General features: G+C 58.6%; 14 protein-coding genes. 7 read left to right on the top strand and 7 right to left on the bottom strand.

Features of this window, described 5'->3' with window-relative positions; translation table 11 throughout:
* Positions 1-20 precede the first annotated feature (20 nt).
* The gene (locus tag Enr13x_RS34745; protein ID WP_145391511.1) at positions 21-5,951 is read left to right on the top strand and encodes an ATP-binding protein; all 5,931 of its coding nucleotides are present in this window, start codon (positions 21-23) and stop codon (positions 5,949-5,951) included.
* A 15-nt stretch (positions 5,952-5,966) separates the two neighbouring features.
* Here the strand turns inward: Enr13x_RS34745 and Enr13x_RS34750 are convergent, their stop codons facing one another.
* Entirely contained in the window at positions 5,967-7,247 is a 1,281-nt protein-coding gene (locus Enr13x_RS34750) for an OmpP1/FadL family transporter (protein WP_197455579.1), read from the bottom strand.
* 230 nt (positions 7,248-7,477) lie between these two features.
* Here Enr13x_RS34750 and Enr13x_RS34755 point away from each other — a divergent pair, with 230 nt between their 5' ends.
* Complete coding sequence (locus Enr13x_RS34755) at positions 7,478-7,975, top strand: response regulator (protein ID WP_145391515.1); 498 nt, start codon at positions 7,478-7,480, stop codon at positions 7,973-7,975.
* A gap of 38 nt (positions 7,976-8,013) precedes the next feature.
* Here Enr13x_RS34755 and Enr13x_RS34760 read toward each other — a convergent pair whose 3' ends face one another.
* Complete coding sequence (locus Enr13x_RS34760) at positions 8,014-10,542, bottom strand: U32 family peptidase (protein WP_145391516.1); 2,529 nt, start codon at positions 10,540-10,542, stop codon at positions 8,014-8,016.
* A gap of 663 nt (positions 10,543-11,205) precedes the next feature.
* Between Enr13x_RS34760 and Enr13x_RS34765 the strand changes: the two genes are divergently transcribed.
* Entirely contained in the window at positions 11,206-11,619 is a 414-nt protein-coding gene (locus Enr13x_RS34765; protein ID WP_231743956.1) for a hypothetical protein, read from the top strand.
* 52 nt (positions 11,620-11,671) lie between these two features.
* Here the strand turns inward: Enr13x_RS34765 and Enr13x_RS34770 are convergent, their stop codons facing one another.
* The gene (locus tag Enr13x_RS34770; RefSeq protein ID WP_197455580.1) at positions 11,672-13,702 is read right to left on the bottom strand and encodes a multiheme c-type cytochrome; all 2,031 of its coding nucleotides are present in this window, start codon (positions 13,700-13,702) and stop codon (positions 11,672-11,674) included.
* A gap of 389 nt (positions 13,703-14,091) precedes the next feature.
* Between Enr13x_RS34770 and Enr13x_RS34775 the strand changes: the two genes are divergently transcribed.
* Positions 14,092-15,489 carry a multiheme c-type cytochrome gene (locus Enr13x_RS34775; RefSeq protein ID WP_145391518.1) on the top strand — a complete coding sequence of 466 codons (1,398 nt, stop codon included), beginning with the start codon at positions 14,092-14,094 and terminating at the stop codon, positions 15,487-15,489.
* A gap of 20 nt (positions 15,490-15,509) precedes the next feature.
* Here the strand turns inward: Enr13x_RS34775 and Enr13x_RS34780 are convergent, their stop codons facing one another.
* The 4 genes from Enr13x_RS34780 to Enr13x_RS34795 form a co-directional block, all read right to left on the bottom strand.
* Complete coding sequence (locus tag Enr13x_RS34780) at positions 15,510-16,682, bottom strand: SGNH/GDSL hydrolase family protein (RefSeq protein WP_231743957.1); 1,173 nt, start codon at positions 16,680-16,682, stop codon at positions 15,510-15,512.
* A gap of 150 nt (positions 16,683-16,832) precedes the next feature.
* Positions 16,833-18,095 (bottom strand): DUF1559 domain-containing protein, encoded by a 1,263-nt coding sequence (locus Enr13x_RS34785; protein WP_145391520.1) that lies wholly within the window; start codon positions 18,093-18,095, stop codon positions 16,833-16,835.
* A gap of 411 nt (positions 18,096-18,506) precedes the next feature.
* Positions 18,507-20,117: an ArnT family glycosyltransferase gene (locus Enr13x_RS34790; RefSeq protein WP_145391522.1), complete on the bottom strand. Its 1,611-nt coding sequence runs from the start codon at positions 20,115-20,117 to the stop codon at positions 18,507-18,509.
* 211 nt (positions 20,118-20,328) lie between these two features.
* Positions 20,329-20,511 carry a hypothetical protein gene (locus Enr13x_RS34795; RefSeq protein WP_145391524.1) on the bottom strand — a complete coding sequence of 61 codons (183 nt, stop codon included), beginning with the start codon at positions 20,509-20,511 and terminating at the stop codon, positions 20,329-20,331.
* A gap of 479 nt (positions 20,512-20,990) precedes the next feature.
* Here Enr13x_RS34795 and Enr13x_RS34800 point away from each other — a divergent pair, with 479 nt between their 5' ends.
* From Enr13x_RS34800 to Enr13x_RS34810, 3 genes are all read left to right on the top strand, one after another.
* The gene (locus Enr13x_RS34800; protein WP_145391526.1) at positions 20,991-21,323 is read left to right on the top strand and encodes an RHS repeat-associated core domain-containing protein; all 333 of its coding nucleotides are present in this window, start codon (positions 20,991-20,993) and stop codon (positions 21,321-21,323) included.
* 556 nt (positions 21,324-21,879) lie between these two features.
* The gene (locus Enr13x_RS34805; protein WP_145391527.1) at positions 21,880-22,482 is read left to right on the top strand and encodes a hypothetical protein; all 603 of its coding nucleotides are present in this window, start codon (positions 21,880-21,882) and stop codon (positions 22,480-22,482) included.
* 561 nt (positions 22,483-23,043) lie between these two features.
* Positions 23,044-23,904 carry an Rpn family recombination-promoting nuclease/putative transposase gene (locus Enr13x_RS34810; RefSeq protein ID WP_145391529.1) on the top strand — a complete coding sequence of 287 codons (861 nt, stop codon included), beginning with the start codon at positions 23,044-23,046 and terminating at the stop codon, positions 23,902-23,904.
* Positions 23,905-24,717: the final 813 nt, after the last annotated feature.

Genomic DNA, 24,717 nt, shown 5'->3' on the forward strand with positions numbered 1-24,717 from the left:
TGCCGCGTTGAGCGATCCAAATGCAGTCCGCCGAGTCCACCGAATACCGCTACCGAACTCTACGAGAGTTGCCGGATGTGGCCGGAGTGCACTGCTGGCTTGTCCAGGATCTGCAGGGCGAAGGCCGCCTGGTGATCCGCGATTTGCCGACGGCGATGTTCAAGGAAGGACTGCGAATCCGGTTTCAAAACGAAGCCCGATTGCTGAGCGAGATCGAGTGCGACAGCTACAACTCGATGGTCTCCTATGACATCGACGACGATCGCATTCGATTGGTCTATCGCTACCGTGATGGCATCAGTCTCTCGCGGCTGATCGCGCAATCGGCGATGTCACCCCAATCGACGCTGCGGTTGGCGTGTGACCTGTTGCAGGCGTTGATCCAGATTCACCGGCAGGGTTGTGTGCATCGCGACTGGCGGCCGTCCCACGTGATTTTGACCCCGACCGGTGAAGCGATCCTGTCGGGCTACGGACCGGTGTGGCGGGCGAACTTGGCGGCCGGCGACAGCCCCATCGGGATCGAAACCGTGCGTTACGCCTCGCCCGAAATGGCGGGCATCATTCGGCATGATATCGGCCCGGCGTCGGACCTCTACTCGTTGGGTTTGATCCTCTATTGGGCGCTCGCCGGCGAACCGATGTGCGACGCGACCACCGTCGGCGACATCCTGCTCCAACACTCGACCTCGGATCTGGACGCCGACCGCTTCCCCGGCGACACGCCGCCGCAACTGGTCTCGATGATCGAGCGGTTGACCCAGAAAGAGCCGCGTGAGCGTTACCAATCGGCGGCCGCCGCGTTGGCCGACGCGACGGCGATCCTGAACATGATCCAAGACGGCGACTCGGCCACACCGGTGGTGATCGGCCGATCGGACGCCCGCTCCGATCTGGTCGACCCCGCATTCGTCGGCCGTGAATCACAACTGCAAACCTTGCAGGAAAACTTGACCGACGTCGCCGCGGGCAGTTGGCGTCAAGCCTTGATCTCCTGCGTTTCGGGGATGGGAAAAAGCCGGCTGAACCAGGAGATCACACGGCTGGCCACGCGACACGGTTTTCTCGTCTTCCAAGGGGAATCGATCCATCATGCGGCCGCCGAGCCCAACGCGCCGTGGATGCAAGTCGTCAACCAAGTCGCGCAATTCTGTGTCTCCCATCCGGACACCCGCCAACGTCTGCGCGAAACCATGTCGGACTATCGCGAAGAAGTGATCACGGCGATGCCTTCCTTGGCAGACGTGTTCGGATGGACCGGCAGCACGCTTTCCGGCCCGGACGAACTCGGCCAAGGCCGGGTCGTGGCGGCCTTCGCCGCGCTGCTGACCCAACTGGGATCGGGCGATTGCCCCGTGATGATCTCCTTGGATGATTGCCAGTGGATGGACGACCAATCGATTCGGGTGCTGCAACGTGTCGCACGCTCCGACGCACCCTTCCAACTGCTGCTGCTTTCGGCACGCACCGACGAAGGCCAAACGGCACGTGTCCGCGACGCCGCGCAGCTGGACCACATGCTGGATTTGGGACCGCTTGATGCGGATAGCATTCGTCGGTTGAGCGAATCGATGGCCGGTGTGCTTCCCGATGAAGCGATCAAAGTGATTCAGGATTTCGCCGAAGGCAGTCCGTTCATGGCCGCCGCAATCCTCCGCGGCATGGTCGAATCCTCGGTGCTGGTTTCCGACAAAGAACGTTGGGTGCTGGACCGAGAGCGTCTGGAAAATTTCCAAACCACCGCCGAGGCCGGCGAAGTCCTGGCGGGGCGACTGGAGAACCTGCCGCCCAAGGCACGGCATTTTCTGGATGCCGCCGCCGTCATCGGCAGCGAATTCACGCTCGACGCCGTCGTCGAACTCTCCCAAATTGATCTGTCGGAAAGTTTTGAGTTGCTCGCCGATATCCGTCGCCATCGGATGCTCTGGAGCAAGCCCGACGGCAGCTACGCCTTTGCCCACGACAAGATTCGCGAAGCCGTGCTCGCACACCTGACGCCCGACGTCAAACAACGCATGCATGGCCGGATCGGGCAATACTTCGCCAAAACCCAACCGGATCGAATCTACGACCTGGCCTACCACTTCGACGCGGCGGGCATGCACCGCGAAGCACTTCCGCATGCCTTAAACGCCGCCTCCAAAGCACGCCAAGAATTCTCCCTCGGCAGTGCGCGGCGGCAACTCGAAATCGCCGCCCGCGCATTTCACGTCACCGATTCGGCGACGCGCCATCAAGTCGAAGCGATGATGAGCGAAGTGCTGATGCTGCAGGGAGAATACAACGGAGCCCAGCAGTGGTTGGTCGCGGCTTCCAAAACCGCCACCACGGAAATGGACGATGCGGTCGTCGCCACACGACGCGGCGAACTCGCATTCAAACGCGGTGACAAAGTCCAGGCGGTGGAGTTCTTTGAATCTGCGTTAACCCGCTTGAGACAACCGGTCTGCCGAAACCGCTTTCAATTGTTCACCAACCTGCTGCGGGAAATCACCGTCCAAGCCGTTCACACCGCGGTGCCGCTGCTGGTCCGCTCCCGGACGCGTTCACCCGACGACACCGAACAGCTCCGCTTGCGGCTCTACAGCAACATCGCCCGCGGCTATTGGTACACGCGAGACAAGTACTACACGCTGTGGGCGCATCTGCGGGGCATGAACCGCGGCGAGTGCTATCGCCCCTCCGCCGGACTGGCCCACGCCTACAGCGAACACGCTCCGGCGATGACCCTGTTGGGTTGGTACCGACGCGGCATCGATTATGCCAAACGCTCCCTGCAAATCCGCAAAGACCTGCACGACGTCTGGGGACAAGGCCAATCAAGAAACTTCATGAGCATCCTGCATTACTCGTTTAGCAACTACGAGCAATGCATCCACGAAGCCAGCCAGGCCGTTGCGATCCTTGAACGCACCGGTGACTATTGGGAAGTCCACATCGCCCGCTACCAATTCGCCGCCTCGCTCTATCGGCAAGGCAACCTGCGCGAAGCGTTGGATCAAACTCGCATCAATTACCGCTCGGCGGTCCGACGCAGCGATTTCCAAGGCACCGGCAACATCGTCGAAGTCTGGGCCCGCGCGGCCTTGGGGAACATCCCCCTGGATGTGCTGCAAATCGAGCTCAAACGGAATGTCGACGATGCCCAGCGGATTTGCGAAGTCAAACTCGCCTACGGTGTTTATCACTTCTACCAACACGGATACGCCGAAGCCGTCAACGCATTCACCGAAGCGGTTCAAATCGCCGAAGACGCCTCGGTCGTCAATGCCTACATCAGCCCCTGTTACGCGTGGCGCGCCACCGCACTGAGGCGATTGCTGGAAACCGAACCCGCCAAGACCGATGCGATGCGGCGGAAAAAACTCCGTGAACTCCAATCGGCCTGCCGGCAAGCCGTCCGGCTGGCCAACCGCTACACCAATGAGCTGCCCCACGCGTTGCGAGAACTCGCCGCCGTCTCGGCGTTCCAGGGCCGAACCCGCCGAGCCCTGCGGCATTTCCGCCGTTCCTTGCGGATCGCCGATCAACAAGGCGCCCGGTTGGAACAGATCCAAACCACGCTGCTGCACGCAGAACTGGCCAAAGAAACCGGCTGGGCCGTCGACGAAGCCTTGGTCCGGGAAGCCTCCGAAGCGTTGCAGCAACTGAAAACGTCCGTCGGCTCCGTCGACGAGGATGGCTCGCTGTCGCTGGTCGATCGATTCGATTCGCTCTTGGAAGCCGGGCGCCGCATCGCGGTCGGCACGGAAATCGATGTCATCCGCGACGAGATCATCGCCGCGGCCTCGAAACTGCTCCGTGGCGATCGGGTCCTGTTGATCCAGCCGGCGACCGAAAACGGCCCGGCGACCACCATTCCGCCCAACACGGTCTACGATCCCGACATCGTCAAACAGACCCAGACCAAGGGCTCCGCGATCATCTGTGAATACGAACGCAGCGATCTGTGCGATGTCCGTTCCCGTCATAGCGACCCGCATCACAACTACGGAACGTTTCTGTGCTGTCCCGTCTTGGTGCACGGAAAAATTCACTCGTACCTGTACATCGCCAACTCCTACATGATGGGAATGTTCGGCGACGACGAACTGCGGATCGCCAACTACCTGTCCTCGGCCGCGGGAGCGGCCTTTGAAAAAGCGGACGGTTTCACGCAACTGCAAGAACTAAACCAAACGCTCGAACGCAAGGTCGCCCAACGCACCGAAACGCTGCAACTGCGGAACGAAGAAATCGAGCGGACCGCCGACCGGCTCCGCGCCACACAGGTCAACCTCCGCGAGGCGAAAGATCTTGCCGAGCATGCCAATCGCGCCAAAAGCGAATTCCTGGCACGCATGAGCCACGAAATTCGCACCCCGATCACCGCCGTCCTCGGATACACCGAACTGATGCTCCGCGGAATCGTCACCGATCCCGAAGAGCAACGACAGCACCTGGAAACGATCCATGGCAACGGAAGCCACCTGCTGCATCTCTTGAACGACATTCTGGATCTGTCCAAAATCGAAGCCGATAAAATCGAAGTCGAACAGATCAGCTGCGTGCCGGCAAAAGTCATCGGTGAGGTCATCAAATCGCTGCAAGGCAAAGCGGCGCAAAAGAACATCACGCTCGGCATCGATTCCGGATCCCAGATCCCCGAAACGATCACCAGTGACCCGACTCGACTGCGACAGATCGTGACCAACCTGATCGGCAACGCGATCAAATTCACCGACCGTGGCGGCGTCACCGTTCGGCTGTCGACCCGCTTGGATGAAACCACCGGGCTGCCCGATCAGATCGTTGTCGCGATTCGCGATAGCGGCATCGGGATGGACGCCGATCAACTCGAGCGGATCTTTGACCCCTTCGCCCAAGCCGACACGTCCACCACGCGCAAGTATGGCGGTACCGGTCTGGGACTGTCGATCAGCAAACGACTGGCCGAATCACTCGGCGGCGGTCTGGAAGTGGAAAGCATCCCCGGCGTCGGCAGCACGTTCACCATTCACATCGCGGCCGACACACGCCCCGGGGATCGGCTGCTGAGTGATTCGGAAGTGATCGAGCTGGCAACCGGTCGTCACGAAGCCCAATGGCAGCGCGTCGATTTGACCGGCGCGAAAGTGCTGGTCGTCGATGATGCCGAAACCAATCGCGACCTGATCCACCGCTTGCTGACCAGTGCCGGCGCCGGCGTTCAATCCGTCGCCGACGGCCAGCAAGCCGTCGATTTCTTTCTCGACCCCAACGGCACCCTCAAGTCTCACTCGATCGATCTGGTGTTGATGGACATGCAAATGCCCGTCCTGGACGGCTATTCCGCGACGCAACAACTGGTCGGCGCCGGGCTGAAAACACCGATCGTCGCCATGACGGCCAACTCGATGGTGGGCGACGACAGCAAATGCCGCCAAGTCGGCTGCCGAGACTACCTTTCCAAACCCATCGACTTGGATGCACTGCTGGAAATGGTCCGCAGCTGGTGCGCCGATTCGATCGTGCCACACTCCCGACACTCCGACCCACCGCAATCCACCCCAGCGGTCGACCGATCACCACCTTCACAGCCACCGACAAGCGAAACCATGTCGCCCCCGCCGATCACCGACGAATCACACGCCCCCCTGCTACCCTCGGACTGGTTGCGACAGTTCGCGATCGATCTGGTCGCCAAAGTTCACTTCCAAATGCCGGCCATCAAGAATGCCTATGACTGCGCGGACTACGACGAGGTCGCGCGAAAACTCCATTGGATCAAAGGGTCCGGCGGAACCGTCGGACTGAACACGCTGACGGATCTGGCCAAATCCTGTGAACAAGCGGCCAAAGCGTCCGATACCGACGCCCTGACCGAGCGGTTGGACGCCATCGAATCGTACGTCAACCTGCTGGTCGAAGAATGCGGCGAAGAGCTGCCCAACCCGCAGGCGTCCGAAAACGCCGCGCCGCATCTGGATTGAGTGACCCTTTGACGGCTACTTCATCCGCGCCCGCTGAAAGCTCAGTGAAAACTGGTGGGCGTTGACCGAATGCCAACCGTCATCAAAGTCGCCCCCCATGAAGCCACTGGTATCGACCGATTGGGTCGGCCCGAACGACCACTGATACGCCGCATCCACGGCGATCCCCCGCCAGGAGCATCCATAGCCGAACGACAACGCATGCTCCAGAATCGTTTGAATGTAGGGCGTGACCGTGGCGTCCGGAATCGGGTTGCGGTGGTAGGCATATCCGACGCGAATCACACGGTCGTCACGGAGCTGCTGTTCGATCCCGAATCGCAGCGACACCGTGTCGCGCCAGTCGAGTGGAAACGATTCCAACAACGTCGGGGCGACGATCTGGTAGACCGGATTGAGGGGGTCTTTCAGCGAGAGATCAAAGTGGTCGTAGGCGCTCGACCAGTCGTACCAAATCGCGTCCGCGGAATACGTTCGCCGCCGGTCGGTGCGGTGCGACAGGCCGACTCCTAGCGAACGCGGCCATTTGACATCCAACATCGAATCGTATCGAGACGCGCCCAGTCCCGGAATCTCGACCACCGTCGTTCCATCGAGTTCCATGGTGGTTTCGTGTTGATAATTGACACCGACGGTGGTGCGATCATTCAAGTCGTATTGCATCCCGATCGACCAACTCATCCCCGCACCGGTACCCTGCAAATCCATCCGCGTCGGAGTTCCGGCAAACGCGTTGGGACCCTGCAGCGTGTACGGTCCCTCCAGCTCGATGTGATTGATCGCCGCACCCAGCGTGGTCCCGATCGACAGCCGCTCGGTCAACTTGACCGAGAGGGTGGGCAGCAGACGGGCCAGGGCGCCGATGGATTTGTAGTGCTGCGGTCCGGAAAAGGGAGCCGGGCCATTCATCATGTATTCGGCGGCAAACCCGGCGTGCGAAAACGCGCCGAAACCGATCGTGATGTGCTCATCCAACTTCTTGGCGATCGCGAACTCGCCGATCGGAAACGGATTGTCGATGTCACCGACGCGTGAATTGTCCGCGTCATCGTATTCCAAATCGGTCAACAACAAGTGCCCGCCGAACTCCAGCAAACAATCCGCTTCGTTTCGAACCAACCCCGCGGGGTTGTCCAGCATCACGTGCGCGTTGTCGCTCATGGCGAGATTGGTTCCGCCGCGCCCAATGCTGCGGGCGCTCACCCCGTCGCGGATCGTGCCGTCGGCCACGGCGACCGAACACATGACCAGACTGGCAAGCGTCGCCATGCCAGCCGTCCATCTTGATCGATCCATCGTCCTGCGTCCCGCGGTTAGCAGCCCCATAGCTCATCCTTTCCCATATTAGGGGTTTTTCGGGTCATCGCTTGACCCGACGTGAACAAAGGTCGCCGCGGAGGGAACTCCCTCACACGCCACGCAGTGGACCCCCGTTGCTTTGACCTAGTTTTACCTGAAGAGTCGTGGCACCGATCACGACAACGCGCCCAGATGGCTCAGTGGTTTCCGACTACCGGTAGAATTGAATGTTCGACGGCCGACAACAAATCGTTAATAGCAAGATCCTGGTCATCGACGATGAACAGATCATCATCGATGTGATCACCGCTCACCTGAACGTCGCCGGGTTTTGGAACGTGGTCGGAATCAGCGATTCGATCGACGCCGTGCAGCGAATGAAACAGGAAAACCCCGACATGGTGCTGTTGGACATCTCCATGCCGGACGTCAGCGGAAACTATTTGATCCAGATCGCCCGCGCCGACCCGAACCTGAAAACGGTCCCGCTGATCGTCGTCACGGCCAGTGACTCCGAAGAAACGCATCGGCGAGCGCTCGAACTGGGCGCCGACGAAGTGCTGACCAAACCTTTGCAACCCGGGATCCTGGTCGGGCGCGTCGAAAACGCACTGAGCCAAAAACTGGCGCTCGATGTCTCCGCCCTGAATCAACGCCAGGCGCGCTGCAAACCGGTCAATGAGAAATACAACGAGCTGCGCGGTCTGGGCGGCCGCCTCTCCTGAGCGGTCTCGGCCGCGTGTCGCGACCTAAATCCCGTAACTCACAGAACCGCCAACGGGTTCCGTTTCGATTCCAGCGTCCCACGCGTCACGCCCATCCGGTTGGTCGCGCCGAGCGTCTTCCAAACCTGCTCGGCCGTCAAACGACCACTCAACAGATCGCGGTACAACGAAACCGTCTTGATCACTTCCGCGGGTGACTCTTCGAGCAGCTCCAATCGGAACCAGCGGATTCCCTGCTCCATTAACCTGCCGGCCGTTTCCGCACCGCTTTGCGGCGTGGCGTTGTAAAGGGTGTTGCGACAGGCGACGTCCGCCTGCAGCGTGTGCTCGGCGCCCACCCGATCGCGCAACTGCACCGCGTGGTCATCGCAGGGCCGCCCACAATTGGTCTTGTTCGTCCCCGGCGAAAGCACCGAACAAAACACACAATGCTCCATGTGGAACATCGGAATGTGTTGATGCAACACGACCTCCATCCAATCCGGCGGCACCGAATCGATCAGATCAGCCAGTTGATCGCAGTTCAAATCATACGACGCCGTCACCCGGCGCGCTCCCAGCGAGCGAATCCACTGGGCCGATCGATGGTTGGCGACGTTCAACGAAAAATCGGCGATCGTCGGTATCGTGGAAGGTCGAAAAAACTCCAGCGCCGCGAGGTTTCGCGCCAAAATGAAATCCGGTCGGTGACGCGACAACACTCGCAACAATCCCATCTCCGCCGGCTTTTGCATTCGCACCGTCGCGATTCCAAATGGGATCGATTCCGCCGCGACGATTTCCGACACCCTGGCGTATTGCCGGACGTCATGAAAGTCGACGTAGATCAGATCGACCGCCGCTTCGGTTGCCGCCTTCACCTGCTCCAACGATCGACACAAGACAGAGATCTGGGGTGATTCCACGGGCAGATCGTCGGACCGAATCGGTTCCAACATCGCCTCACCGGCCGCCACGCGAATCGATCGCTGCGGCGGTTGTTCGATTCGCCGGGCCAGTTGTTCCATCACACGTCGACGCAGCTCGTTGATCAGACTGGCCGGTACCATCGGCTGCCCGCTGATCACCGCATCAAGGGTTCGCATCCGAAATGCCGTGGCACCGAGACGCGACAATTTTTCGGCCAGCATCGATTCGGTCGCGGGGTGCTTGTTCGCCCGCTCGAGCGCAACGTCGGAACAAACCGTTTCGGTCAACCGGGCAACATCGGACAACGTTGCCGTCACCCGCAACGGCGCACCGGTTTCCGCGACGACGGTGAAATCGATGTCACGACGCGTCACCGGATCGGCGACATTAAAAGACGCTCGCAGTCGTCGATTCAATTTGGGGTCATCATTCTTGAACACCGAACCGCCATCAGAGATCTTGGACCAATCGATCTCGCCGCGACCGAATCCGATCCAAGCCGTCTGGCCGGAACGCATCGTTTTCTGTTTCTCACCGCGGTCGTTGTGCAACGAATACACCCGCCCGCCCTGCATCGCCTGGTCGCTGCCATCGGTTTCGGTTGACTCGATGCCCAGCCCATCACCGAGTGAAACGTCGGCCGCCAATCGCGTCCGGATCCGGTCGCCTTCGAACCGCTGCACCCGTCCGAGCAAGATGCCGCGCTTGGCACTGTGGCGGCCGGGCACCAATCGCTTGTGATCGTTGCCTTCCAACCAACCCGGTGTGAAACCACGCGAAAACGAAAGCTCCATCTCTTGCTTGGCCTTGTCGCTGACCGTGACGCGTCCCTCCGCGACGGCTTGATCGATCGAACGGCGATAATGTTTGGTCAGATTGGCGACGTATTCCGGAGTCTTCAAGCGGCCTTCGATCTTCAACGATGCGATGCCGGCTTGCATCAGCGCGACGATCGAATCGTAGCCGGCCAGGTCCTGGGGGCTGAGCAAGTACCGCACGTCGTCCAGCTCCACGTCTTGGCCGTCGCAAATCACTTCATACGGCAATCGGCACGCTTGGGCGCACTGCCCGCGATTGGCGCTGCGACCGCCCAACGATTCGCTGGTCAAGCACTGGCCGGAGTAGGCGACACAGAGCGCCCCGTGAATGAAGACTTCCAACGGCATCTCCGTCGCCGCGGCGATCTTGCTGATTTCGGCGACCGACAATTCCCGCGCCAACACCACCCGAGCGAGTCCCAACTGAGACGCCACCGCGATCGTCTCGGCGCTGGTCAGACTCATTTGCGTGCTGGCGTGAATTTCCAACTCGCCACACATCTCGCGGACCAACCGGGCGACGCCAAAATCTTGCACCAGCACCGCATCGACGCCGCTCTCGGCGATCCGCTCGATCACCGGAACCAGTCGCGGCAATTCCGACGGAAACACCAACGTGTTCATCGTCGTGTAACCACGCACGCCACGGCTGCGAAGCAGCTTCATCAATTCGGGCAGATCATCCAGATGAAAATTCTTCGCCCGATGGCGGGCGTTGAACCCGCAATCGAGACCGAAATAGATCGCGTCGGCCCCGTTTTCGATCGCCGCCCGCGCGCAGTCCCAGTCCCCCGCCGGGGCGAGCAATTCAGGCGGGACGGGTGGGGAATCTGAACTCATGTGAAAAAGTATGGCGCAGGCGTCAACGAATGCGAAGGGGCAATCTCAAACGTTCCCCTCCCGGCGAGGTCGTGTAGATTCCAAAGCCACACTCCTGGGGGACGTCGATTCGTTTCCTGCAGGATTTGGCAACCGATTTCAATTCTCTCCCTCTGGGGGTTCTTCGCGGATTTTAGTGGCTGCTCTCGGATACTCGGGGAAGGTTTTTTGAGGGATGACTGCGATGTCCGATGGTTCTGTTCGGTCTGATGGCGAAGCCAGCTGTAGCGGAGACGGGCTCTGCGGAGGAGCAACCCGCCTAGGAATCACCTGCTCTGCGATGCGGCGAAGGTGCTTGGTGCCCTCCACCGGCCCGCGCCAACGGAGGGGCGTTTGAACCGAGCGGTTGTCGTCCAACACCCATTCGGACATCGCAGCAATGCCTCAAAAAACCTCGGTCCTGAGTGATTAGCCATTAAAATCCACGAAGAACCTCCTCTGGGAGAGAGGGCGTTTGCGCAGCAAGCAAACGCCAGAGAGGGCCGGCGGCTCGCGAAAGCCTTCGCGACTTCCGCTGCGCCGCAATTCGGCGATACTGAACCTCCATCAACAGCCACGCGCCGCCGTTTTCCGGCGCCCGAACTCCTTGCAACGAACGCCCCCATCGACGAGAGCCGATCTGACGTGACCGAAACCGCAAAGTACCCCGTCTCCTGGCTGACTTGGTTCCTGTGGCTCGTCGGCGTCGTTTCACAGTTGGCATTCGTGGCCGCCGTGATGCCGGAATCCTGGATCGTCGAAATCACGGACCAACTGCGACTCGAACCCTTCCCCGATACGCCGCTGGCCTTTTATCTCGCCCGGCATCTGTCACTGCTGTACGGATTCATCGGGATCGCCTTGATCGTGGTCTCCTATCGGATCACAGCATTTCGCGCATTCATCGGTGCGCTTGCAATCGGCATCATCGCCTTCGGCCTCTTACAAGGGCTGATCGATTTCCAATCCGGCATGCCGGTCTGGTGGACCGCCGGAGAATCCGTCAGCACGATCATCGGAGGCGGTTTGATGTTTTGGTTGCACCGCCGTTGCGGATGATTTCCACCGTTCGAAACCAATCACGAGCTACCGTTTCGACTGGCGCTGGCGTTTATTCGGTCAGCGCCATGGGCGTGTCATCACGCTGTTTCATCAACGCATCGATCCGCTTGGTCTTGACGGCGTTTGTCGGACCGATCAGCAACGCCGGATTGGCGGTGTGATGTTCCTGGTTCCAGCGAGCGATGATGGAGCGAATCGCATCGCCGCGTTCGGAATCGGATCCCAAGGGCTTGATCTTTAAATCAGCCAATCCTGGCAGTGCTTGCAACGAACGTCGCGCGATCATCCGTACTGCCAAATACGGATCGTTCAAGAGCTGAGCCAGGTAGATCGATTGCCAGTCGTTGCCAGAGACAGCTTGCGCATCCGACCAGCCCATCGTCCAAGCCGCCATCGCCCGGTTGGCGGCGTCCCCCTTCAACAGCCACAAAATGGACCCGGCGACCTCCGATTGCTCCGCATCCAAATCGGGTTCTTCGATCGCATACCACTCGTTCAGATAGTCCGCCGTCCATTTCAGGGTCTTGTCCAAGTGGCATTGGTTGCACGCATTGGGGCGGTCGGCGGCCAAGTCCCGTTTCAAGTCAGGGATGCTGATGGTGTGATTGCGAATCGCTTTCAGCAAGCCATACGCCGTGTGTGGCATGTGGCAGTTGTAACAATTCGATCCCGACGAATCCGCCGCGTGATGGGTGTGCGCCGTGGAATACTGCTGTTGGTCGTGGCACTGCAGGCACGCATCGTTTCCATAGGAACTCGGTTTCAACTGATCGTTGGCCCAGTCTTTGTCGCTGCGTGTGTCGTCTGCCGCCTGATGAAGTTGGTGGCAGGACAGGCAACTCATCTCGCCGCGTTGAAAACACCCCGACTGCTCCAACGCCGTGTATTCTCGTCCCGACACACGCACCACACCGTCGGAATAGAACGTTCCGCGGTTGGTGCTGACCACGCGGTCGCGAATCGACTCGTTCTGCAGCAATTCGTTCATTTCTGAGCTGTGAAGCTGCCACAGATCGTGTGACTCTCGCAGATCCATGCCCGGCCGGAACGTCGCCCCTTCAACGTTGATCCGGCTTGGGTCGCCCTTCAAGGTCAGCACGGAGTGGCATTGACCACAGACTTGCGACGACCGGACGTGCGAGAGGTTCTCGGGATTCACGATGGGATCGCTTGACAACCGGGCGGCTGGGTTTTGGTTCGCAGCCGAATCCCGATGGTAGGCGATGTGCGGCTGTCCGGGGCCGTGGCAGGCTTCGCAGCTGATCCCGAATTCAGCCGCGCGCGTGTCCCACTCCCCTCGGGGCAATGCACGCGTTTGGGGGTGCGTAGAATGGCATTGACTACAAGCGGAATTCCAGCGTCCTCGTTCGTGCGAAACGCCACCGTCGTTCGGCTTCAGAAACGCAGCCGACCTCGGGATCCATTCCTGCGTTTCCGTCAGAAAGACAAACGGAAAAATGGCCAACGTGCGTCGCGCGCCGGTAGGAAACCAATAGGCCTGCATGTGATGCGAACCGGTCGTCATCACGATCGGTCGTTGCACGCGTTGTGACGCCGCGGCCGTCCCCGCAATGGCCGCGGGATCGGGCATTTCTACCCAGCACACCCCGTCGAATTCTCTGAGCTGATAGTCGCGCCCATGTTGCGACAGCTTCACGTCATCGAAGTCGCCCAGCACCACCTCGGGGTCGGCCACTTGAGTCATCGTGCGATGATACGAAGCGAACCAGGTCGCGTGGTTTTGGGGATGGCATTCGCGACAGGCATCCGATGCGACATAGCCATGATCAGGAACTTCAATGGGACGAAATGCCGCAAGCTTTGCCGACGTCGGCACGTCTTGCTGCGGTTGCGGTGTCAGCGGTTCCGACCCGAGTGCATCCGGCCGCGGCGCATCTGCTCGCGGCGCATCTGGCCGCGGCGCAACCGGCGCAGCCGCCGGGGGCAGAGCGAGCGCGACGAGGGCCACCACGACAACGGGCACCAGGACCGCGGCGAGGATCGAACGCTTGAGCCACCAGACAAGCCCGCCACAAACCATCCCGATGACGACACTCAAGCAGAGGACTGCTCCATTCATGCTCGCACTTCTCTCAAAATCGTTGCTTCACTGCTGCGGGGCTCGGGCGATTCACTTGAATGTGAGAAAGCAATTCGCCCGACATTCGATTCACGCCTGGCCTCCCCCTCCCCGGTCGGGTCTCCTGTCTGAGTATGCCGTCGCGATCCTTCTTTTGCAACGCGCTTCCTCGCAAGGGCTGGCCGTTTGCGAGACGCCGTCGTTTGGTGGGCCGATGAACAGGACGGGCTCGCCCCCGTTCGGTCCCCGTCCTGCAACACTCGGCCGTCACATGATGCCCGACTGGGGTAAGCTATTGCAGACCGATGCGGATCCAAAGCTTGTCGTTTTCTCGTTCGTTTGGTCCAATCGAGTTTTGTCGATCGATGTTCGTCGCTGGGGATAAAACCTTGAATCTGAAACGCTGGTTCGCACTCATTTCGATCGTCGCGGTCGTCGCCTGGTTTGGCTACGATGCGATGCAAAAGAAACGCGACGATGCCCTGGTCCGTGATCTGATGGACGCGCGGCAACAGCAGAGTGACAACGAAACGAAAGCGCCGGCTCGCTCTGAACCGCCCAGCAACATGGTGGTCAACCGGATTCCCGGAAACAATTGGTTTGTCGGCAAATTCGAGGACGGCGGCGGCGTCGAAATCCCGTTTCGTCCCGGGGACGCTCCGGAGAAGAGCGTGGACCTCACTCCCGTGCATGACAATCCGGGATTTGTCGGCCCCGAACAGTGCCAGGAATGCCACCGAGAAAAGTACCAGTCGTTCCTCGCAACGGCGCACTACAAAACAAGCCGGCCGGTCAACGAGACGACGATCGACGGAAGCTTCGAACCCGGCTCCAACACGTTCCAGACCTCCGACCCCAACGTGTCCTTTGAAATGATTCGCAAAGACGATGAGTTTCTGCAACGCGTCCATTTTTATAACTGGAGCTTTGAGGTCCCGATGGAAATCATCATGGGATCGTCCAAAATGGCTCAGACCTATTTGTATTGGCACAAAGACGGTCTCTATCAACACAACGTCACGCACATCACCGATGGCAACCAGTGGATCAACAGCCCCGGATACATCGACGGCGATGCTGCCTATGCCCGACCGATCCCGCAACGCTGCATGGAATGCCACCTGACGTATTTTGATTTCCGCGGCGAAAAGAATCACTACACCCCGGGAACATTGATTCTGGGCGTGACCTGCGAACGTTGCCACGGCCCGGCAAAGGGGCATGTGGAGTTTCACCGCGAAAACCAAAACGCTACCAAAGCGGTCGGGATCACCAATCCGGCCGACCTGGACCGCCAGGTTCAAATGCAAATCTGCGGGCAATGCCACGGAGGGTCGAGGGAACTCAAAGGCAACGCATTGAGTTTTCGACCCGGCGATCGCCTGGAAGACCACTACCATCCCCCGGACGATGAACTCGACGCAAAAAACAGCGTTCACACCAGCAATCAATTGAATCGTCTGTCACAAAGCCCCTGCTTTCTGCAATCGCAGATGACCTGTATCGATTGCCATGACCCACACCACAGCGAGCGTGGGGATCGAAAACTGTTTTCCAGCCGCTGCATGACCTGCCACGAAAACGAAAGTGATTGCGGCTTCTTTCCCCAGCAAGGCGTCGATTTTGCCGAGAACTGCGTCGACTGTCACATGCCGCAACGCCCGACCGAAAACCTGCGTCTGAAGAGCATCGAGGGCGATGTCTTTCCGCCGCTTCGTGATCACTACATTCGCGTCGATGAAACGGCGACCATGCGGTTCATGAGCAGCTTGAGCAACGGAGACTGAGGAATCGCTGCGAGCGTCAGTCAGGGGGCATCGAGGGCCGCTTGAACGGCTTCGCGAATTTCCGGAGCATAGCCCGATACCCAAACGGCCCGACCCGCGGCGTTGAGATGGCAATGGTCATCAAAAAGTGTTTCGCCGGGGATTCCGTGTGGTTCCTGGTTGGCGACCATGGCTTCGACATCAACGATGGGAAGTAAAAATTCGTCGGCCAGTTCTCTCAAAATGTTGTTTTCCAAATCGCTGCACTGATGCCGCCCTGCTGTTTCGGCCAAAATCTGCTTGGCCAGGCGCATCCCTTCTTCCGCCGAGCCCGCCTTCCACAAAGCATACACCTGCTCGTATCGCAGCGCCGCATCACGGGGCAGGTAGGGGCGAAGCAAATTGGACGACACCGTTCCCATGATGACGGGAACCTGCTGATTCCGTGCCGTCGTCAGAATCAATCTCAGATTGTGCCTGTAGCTCTGCATGCGATCCTGTACGTCTTGAGCGCCGAACTCGTACGACCAAGCGCGGGCAAAGTTGGAATCGCTGACCGGTTCTTCTCGCGACAGCAGCCGTTGATTGTGCTCTTTCTCCAATCGACTGAGCTCATAGTCGGCCTTGCGATCACGAATGAACCGAATGATCGCTGAATGGCTAATCGTTCGCTCGAAACCTAGCTGCTCGAGCCCCGAAAGTGAGAGCTGTTCGATCTCCTCAAATTCATTGTGCCCGCTGTACAGGAGGATCAGGTCGGGGGCGTACTCGAGCATCTCGCGCATGACCAAGACCAGCCGATGGCTTCCGTACGCCAAGCCACCACAATTGATGATTTCGACCTGGTCAAACGGATCGAATTCAGCACTCAAGTCACGCTCAAGCTTCCTGAATTCCGGCTCCAATTGATTCACCGAGGAACCGCCCAGCGCCACGATCCGAAATACATCCGCCGGTTTTTCACGGAGGAACCGTTGTCGCACAAAACTGACCCGTTTGGCTGGGTCCGTTTCCATGTATCCCGGATGGAGCGACGATGCGACAAAGATCCGGCTGTCGTCGTTGAAGCCAAGTCCGAAATCGACATGACGTGGAGGCCAAACGATCTCCATCGCTCGGAAGCCGACTTCGGCAAGACAAAAAAATGCCAATGTGACGCCGACGCCAAACGTGATCCGTTTTTTCAGGCTCAGCCTGACTCTGTTCTGATTCATGATTTAGCCAGCGCATGACAGGCTCGAAGCCTTTCCCACGGCGATGCATCCGATACTGAACTTTCGCTCGATTGAGACACGATCGCCAAAAAAGAAACCTCGCCCGCGGAGCGCGGACGAGGTTTCGATGATCAATCGGTTGCTTTCACCTTATTGATTTAGCTGTTCCTCGATGGTTTCGCTCGAGTCACGTGTGCCAAGAGCACCCCACAAACCGTAGTTGCTCTCGGTACCAGGGATCGACGAGATGGGGAACAAACACCCGCTACGCTGGACACAGACCGTTGGCAGCTCGGGATCACCACCGTCGACACTATCGGTCATGAAGATCACCGCACCGTCACCCATCAACACGTGAGCTCCACCGGTATGGCGACTCCCCACCGTTGAGATCACACCGGGATGGTTCCCGTCGTTGTTGGCGTGAACGCAGTTGGGGTTGTTAGGCGGAAGGATGGTGTGGATCGCGGTGTAGTATGCCCGACAATCCGCCCAGCGAGCGTGCTTCGCCTGAGACAACGATGCGCTAACCGTTGCAGTGTCATCGTAAAACTGAGGGCGTTCCGGATCAATGTGAGCACCCGTTTTGCAGCGAGCCGGAATCAAGATGGACGCGCTCGGGTCGGCCATGGCCGAGATGTTTCGGACGAAGTCCGCTTTGACCTCACGCTTGCCGCCCGACGTCACCACTTCACCGGCAGCGATGGTGTTGGAGAGTCCATCCAAAACGTCGCGGAACTTCATCTCATTGCGATTCCAAAAGAATCCACGCTGTGCCGCTCGCGAACGTTCAACGGACCAGTTCTCGTCTCGGTTGTTGAAGTTACCGAAGAATCCATAGTCATTAACACCGCCATTGTGCGATTGGTCCACCGCGTCGCCGAGATTACAGGCGTAGTTCGTCCGCGCAAGTTGGCCGGGGCCGAGCGCTTTTGCGGGGTCGCTCGGGCAACGGAATGCCGGAACCTGGGTCACCCAAGGAACGTAGCGCGTTTCCCAGGGGCAGGGTCCCATCGCAAACCAAACACCGCCGGTCGCTTGCACGCTCTGGCCGGGAGTCGCTTGGGTGCTGGGGTTCGAGATCTGATCCCACAACGCTTGCTGCTCCATGTAGGGAAGGATGGGAACCAACCAGCTGAGGAAAAGTCGGTTGCAGTCTTGCGTTCCGTTGGGAGTGGACGGAGTCCGCGCCGTACCCGTTCCGTTCGTAGGAATCTGCTTGAATGCCGTGTGGTAGTTGTGAATCGCAAGCCCGATCTGCTTGAAATTGTTGCTACACGACATGCGCCGTGCAGCCTCGCGGGCTGCCTGAACGGCCGGCAATAACAAGCCGACAAGAATGCCGATGATGGCGATGACGACCAACAGCTCCACCAGTGTGAAACCCGGTCGCGAAGAACGAGATCTTTGCATGCTAGACTCCGAAAATTGAAATAGAGATAGAGATAGAATTGAAATCAGAAATTCCCTGATAAGGGCCGTTCAGAATAACCGTGAACCGGATTACTGCGAGGGAGCAACCCGAAAAATTCCCGATTTTCGCCCGGTCTGACACGCCCCCGTGGGTGGGGCCAATGTCGGCCGCAATGAGGGCGGTGAACTAAGTTTCACGTCACCTTCTATGGCCCTCGTGTGTGAGCGGAACGGCACAAACCATCCGGTCACGTTTTGAAACACCGTGAAAGACCAGAGGACTCGCGCCTTACTGCAAAAAATCACTAAAAGGTGTAAAAAAAACGACGCGAGCCGTCCGGTCGCGCTTCAAAACACCATGAAAAACCGGAGGGCTTGCGCCCTACCGCTAACCAGGGAAACGAACAGGTGCTAGCGGATTCGACTCAATGCTTCCGCAGCGCGTGCATCAGGCGGGGTTTCTGCCAAGGCTCGTTGGTACTGCTCGATCGCTCGCTGTCGCTGACCGGAATACTCGAGTGCTTCGCCGAGCTGGAAATGGACCCCCAGAAGGCGCGGGTCAAGGGCCAGCGCAGTTTGAAAACATTGTGCCGCGAGATCCGGCTGGCGATTCAACATGTACGCCCGGCCAAGATTGACGTACCCCTCTGCCATTTCCGGAAACCCGTCAATCGCCTTTTGCAGCAACTGGATCCCGGCCGGCAAATTGCCCGCCTTGCAGGCCGAAATCCCCATGTTCATGTAACAACTGGCGTGCAGGGAGCGTTCTTCATGGACGCGAATGTTGCAAAAGACGCCTGAGACCAACAGGACCGCGACAACGGGGATCGATCGCCATCTTCGTTCCCTGACGCGCACGAACAGGTCGACCGCCCCGGCGGCCGCAAACGGAATGAACAGGATGGCGACCGGGTTGCGATAGCGACCCAAGATAAAGAACCCCACAACGGCTGCGATCATCGTCAGCAAGAGCAGGTAGTACAGCCACAGTTTTCGCCACTCCCGCCGAGTCGCGACCAGCCCCCAGATCCCCAGCGGGCAAAGCGTGCCGAAGTGCCAGATTCGGCTCAGTTTCAACGGCGCGGAGTACTCGCGAAAGATGTACATGCTTTCGACGTCGGGAACTTCATAGCGATTGAACACCATGAACGTCTTCGCGACCATCAACTGCAGCCAGCGACCGGGGGCCTGCCGAATGTCTTCCCAGGCTCGTGACATCCAAAATTGAGAGACTTCGCGGGCGGACAGTTCATGGCCGACCGCTTGTTCGGCCAGACGCTCGGCGTCCGCACGCTCGTACATCGGTGTCCCGCGACCGGGAACCAAGGGCACGTAGATTCCGTTCGCCTCGATGTTGTTGCCGATGTAGAAATTGGGCCCCGCCTGAAAGGTTGTCGGCGACCACTCGCCTCCCAGGGAAGCATTTCGAGCCGCGACGGGTAGCAAAATCAAGGCAAGGCCGCCCGCGTAACAACCGACCAGTTTCCATCGGTGCCGATGCGTTTCGCGTCTCCCCAATACAATCCAAGCCGGGATCAACGGGGTCCACAGCAACGCATTCTCTCGCGCCAGCACCAACAGGCCGAGTGAGATTCCAGCCAAAACCGCGTACCACCAACGCTGCTCGCTTTGAAGATAAACGCAGGCTGCGATCAAGGCGCACAACAGAAACGTCGCCAAGGCGGCTTTTTGAATGATGCCGTCATAGTAAATGGCTGGCGGATAGGCGGCCAACATCAGCGCCGAAACCAGCCCGACGCGCTCCGAGAACAACTTACGACCCGCCAGACCGATCAAGGCCACGCCGGCAACACCCAGCATCATCTGAACCAGTCGGACCAGAGTGATGCTGGGACCGAAGATCGAGATCAGAACCGCCAGGAAATAGGGATACAGCGGGGCCTGGTAAAAGGTCTCGGTGCCATACCAATCGCCATCACTGATTTTGACCGCCCAGTCGACGTACCCTTTGGCGTCTCCCAGCAATTGAACCAGCGTCGGGACTTCAAATGTCTGCAACACGTGCAGCAAACGCAGAAAAAAAGCGAGCCCACAGAGGCTCGCCAGGAGGATCGCAAAGGAGGGACGGTTTTCAACCGTCGCATCCCCAGAGGTCGTCTTTGCAGTCGCAATCTTTGCAGTCGTAGGCGCTCGACGGGCGGTGTGCGATTGATTTCCGCGTCTAGCCATCTAAAAACGCCATACGATTCACGAAGCCATCAGCAATCGAGGGCTATTGCGTGATTTGATCGGCTTCTTCCATTTGCTTTTCGTAATCTTCCATCTCTTGATTGATTTCAGCTTCTGACCGGGTGTCTTCGATGACCTCGTTTCCAGAACCACCGCAGCCGACGGCAGAGAAAGAAAGGACAGAAAGGCTGAAGGCAAACAAGGCTGAGTAAACCAAGCGTGACATTGCGATTGCTCGTTCGTGAAAGAGGGGGGCAAACTTTAGGAAGGCTATTATTCTTCTCCGAATTGCCCCGTCCCGCAAGTAGCCCCGCGTCAATTTGCGCCTGAAACGGCCCCCCCACTCTTCTGGTGATTCTGAAACGCCGGTTTCTGAAATCCGGATCGAACAAGAAAAATGCAAGATGATGGTGCTGGAAGATGATGGTGCCACCCACCACGCGACGTTGGCGTGCCCGTTCGTTGATGATCGCTCGGGACATCAACTGCATGACTGACGCACTTCTCGTTCCACCGCGGCAGCGGTTTCACGCCAGCGGCGTGCCACATCAAAGCTTGAGGGCCGCGCAAGCGCAGCCCAAGTTCACGCTGTCGAGCATCAGTTAAACTGGGGCAGCGATCGGAAATCTCAGCGACGGCTGGGACGACAACAAAAACAAGACCAGTGAGAGTATCACCGCAGCGATGATCGGCAAGGATTCGCTCATGGGAACAAGCGGCTACGACGACGTCTACGCCAGCTACATCGACGAACCCGTCGTCCGTGACGGCACCGGCGGACTGCGTTACTACCATCACACCCAACAGTACAGTGTCAACGCACTGACCGATTCGAGCGGGGCGATCAAGGAACGGTACACGCATGATGCGTATGGTGGGTTGTCGATCTTCGATGGAAGCGGCACGGCGCGTACGACGACGGCCGAAGGAAACCGGTATTCATACACAGGTCGTGAGTGGGATGAGGAGCTTGGGCTCTATCACTTCCGCGTTAGAATGTACGATGCCATGGTCGGTCGGTCGGTTTTTGAGGCGTGATCCGATTCATTACGAGGATGTTTTTTCACTTTATGTGTCGTACTTGGGGAACCAGCGATTGGATCCTTTTGGGACACGTACATTCGAGGACGACCCTCGCGAGCCGTATTTTCCGCCACGAACTCGTCCAAGAAGGCCCCGTACGACCGGGCAGGAAATCGCCGACCAGATGCGAAGCGATCTGCTGGAATTTTGCGATAGTTGCACCTGTAGTGCAGACTGCGATTATCAAGAGTGTCGGAATAGTGTCTTTCGCGCATTGGAGGCGATTAGGCACACATATGACCACAATAGCAATCCCCCGTCTTCACGTTGCCGTGGGATCAACGAGTGGACGGCCATTTTTGCTACGCATGGGCATGGGGTTTTTATCTCGCATTGGGGGCAGCGATGTCCAGCGATTGTTTCGAGGTGAAAGTCGAGGAGGCCTCTGTATATTCTAACAACCCATTTATGCACGGAAAGATTCATCAGTGGGTCAGAATCACTTCGAAGTGCGAGAGTGGACAAGAGGTATTTATTGACGATGGATTTTACCATTTAGGAGAGTACTGCCATGAGTCTCGGCCTTGTGGCGTCGATGGCGGAGGCGACGCTGGTTGCGCAAATTATCCCGGCGTATATGTCTATCACTTGGGTGGGCGCCATCGAGCGCCCCCATGGTCTTTTCCTATTGTTCCGCGAGAAGATGGAGAGTCGTGTGAACCTGTCCAGCCTTACGGTCCAGATGGAAACCCGGTACCGATTCCCGACTCGGATCCATGGCAGCCCACACGCCCTTCTTTCTAAAATGGAAAACCCCTATCAATCTGTTCGAGAATCATCAAACGTCAATACACAAGGGATACCGAGGTTTGGCAGATTGCTCTTTTCCGTTGTTGGGATGATCGTTGGAAGCTTGTTGGGACTAACGCTCTTGGGCTGGATTTGTGCGCTAGAGCAGTTTCCGCTGTACACACTTCGACGGTTTGTGACCGGCCAGAAACACCCGATGGATATCGCAACTCATCCATTGGATTTTTACACCCTGGTTATTTCGACTACGCTATTTGTTGTCGGCGGTGCCGTTTCACCGCTGTCAATCGCATATATATACAGAAAAAAGCGAGAAATGGGGAAGAGGGGATTTATACGCGACATCAACTGCGATCGGACCTGAATCTCTGTCGGCGGACGATTGACGTGACCACAGATAAATCAAAGGGGACGGATAAATCAAAGGGGACGGGGGTTGGATCCCGCAAATGCAGCGGCGGACGATTGATGTGATCGCAGGACCGAGTCGACTTCCGCCGCAATGGGAGGCAGCTTGGTCTTGCCACAAGACCGACCGCGCCCCCGAACGCACAGCGAACGCCGAAGGCACGGCGGGTAGGATGCCCGCCGATTGAAACCCGTCGGTGACAGGATGTCCGTCGGAGAACGATGGCGGGGAAGCGGGAAGGCAGAGAGGGAGACAAGGTGAGGGGGAGACAAGGAGTGGTAGAGTGATGATGGTCGTGGAGTAAGGTAGCGGACCATCGTTCGCCGACCGCAGCGAGGGAGGGATCGACCGAGCGGAGCCGACGGCCCGCGGAGGTGCTGACAGCGACCGAAGGATGAGGATAACGCGCGGTAAGGCTGCAGGGGCTGGGTTGCAGCACGTTGCCAAAGCGGCTGATTGAGCTCATGATCAGGAACTGTTCATGACCAGTTCTTTTACGACAGTGGACTGTCCGAAATGACGATTGGAATTGATCCGACGGTCGATTTTGCGTGTAAACGACTTTTGGGAAGTCCTGATCATCCGGCGATTACGCTTCATTTTCTCAATGCGGTCTTGGGTGGAGAACCGCCGATCACCACCGTGCAGATCCTGAACCCGATCATCGGCAAAAGCTTTGACGATGACAAAGCTTCGATTCTCGATGTCTTGGCGACCGATGATCACGGACGATTTATCGACATCGAGATCCAGACAACGCTGCCCGCCGGGCTCTCCGAGCGACTGACGTATTACGCGGCCAGCCAGTTGGTCGAACAACTCGGCGAGGGCGACAGCTACCGGGAATTGCGCCCCTCGATCGGAATCTGCATCCTCGATGCGATCCTGTTTCGTGCGTCGCCCGCCCTGCATCTCGACTTCCAACTTCGAGCCCTTAGCGGCGAATTGCTAACCGATTGTCTGCAAATCCACCTTTTAGAGTTGCCGAAGTACGAGCCCGATGCGGATAATGGTGTGATCGCCGATCCGATCCTTCAATGGATTCACTTTTTCCGATTCGCTGCAACCTCGAGTGCCGACGATCTTCGGCAAATACTACCCGATCCGGTCTTTTCTGAAGCGACAGGAGTCTTGGAGATGATTGCCCGAAACCCAGAAGAAAAGCGATTCTACGAATCACGCTTGAAAATGCAGCGTGATGAAAAGGCGCGTCTGGAAGCGGCTGAGGAACGTGGTGAGGCAATTGGCCGGGTGAGAGTGCTTCAATCGCTTGCGGGCGTTGCAGAATCAACGATCGAAGACCTGCGAATGCGTTCATCGGAGGAACTTGCGGCGATGGAAGTCGCGTTGAAACATCAGCTTCGTGAGCGCAGCTAAAAACCTCAGCCGCAATCCACGGATAAATCAAAGGGGACGATAAATCAAAGGGGACGATAAATCAAAGGGGACGAATCAAAGGGGACGGGGGTTGGATCCCGCAAATCAGCGGCGGACGATTGACGTGACTACAGGACCGAGTCGACGTCCGCCGCAATGGGAGGCCGCTTGTTCTTGCCACAAGACCGGCCGCGCACCCGGACGCACGAAAGAACGCCGAAGGCACGGCGGGTAGGATGCCCGTCGGCTGAAACCCGTCGGGGACAGGATGTCCGTCGGAGAACGCTGGCAGGAAGCGGGAAGGCAGAGAGGGAGACAAGGAGAGGGGGAGACAAGGAGTGGTAGAGTGAAGATGGTCGTGGAGTGAGGTAGCGGGCCATCGTTCGCCGACCGCAGTGAGGAAGGGATCGACCGAGCGGAGCCGACGGCCCGCGGAGGTGCTGACAACGACCGAAGGATGAGGGCAGCGCCGAGCGCGAGCGAGCAGCATCGACGCCGAGGGCGGAGCCCGATAAGAACAGTGCGAGGCAGGATGCCGAGTTCGTTATCAAGAAGGGCGAAGGTGACCGCGTCCGAGCCCAAGCGAGGTAAGCCGGGAACGAGACGCTCGGTCAACCCTCAACCGACAGCTTGTCTGTTCGGCCAAAGCCCTCTGCGAATCTCCGACAGGCTCCCCGGCAGTCACGGCTATGGATCCAAACCGTTGGTGTCCAGCCTTCAGGCGCCTCTCCACGACGCCTCCGGCGCTCGCACGCCTGGACAAAGATCGGCTAAAGCCTAGACACCAACGCCACCGAGAACGAGAAAAAGGGT

Origin of the sequence: Stieleria neptunia (assembly GCF_007754155.1) — a bacterium.
Classification (GTDB): Bacteria; Planctomycetota; Planctomycetia; order Pirellulales; family Pirellulaceae; genus Stieleria; species Stieleria neptunia.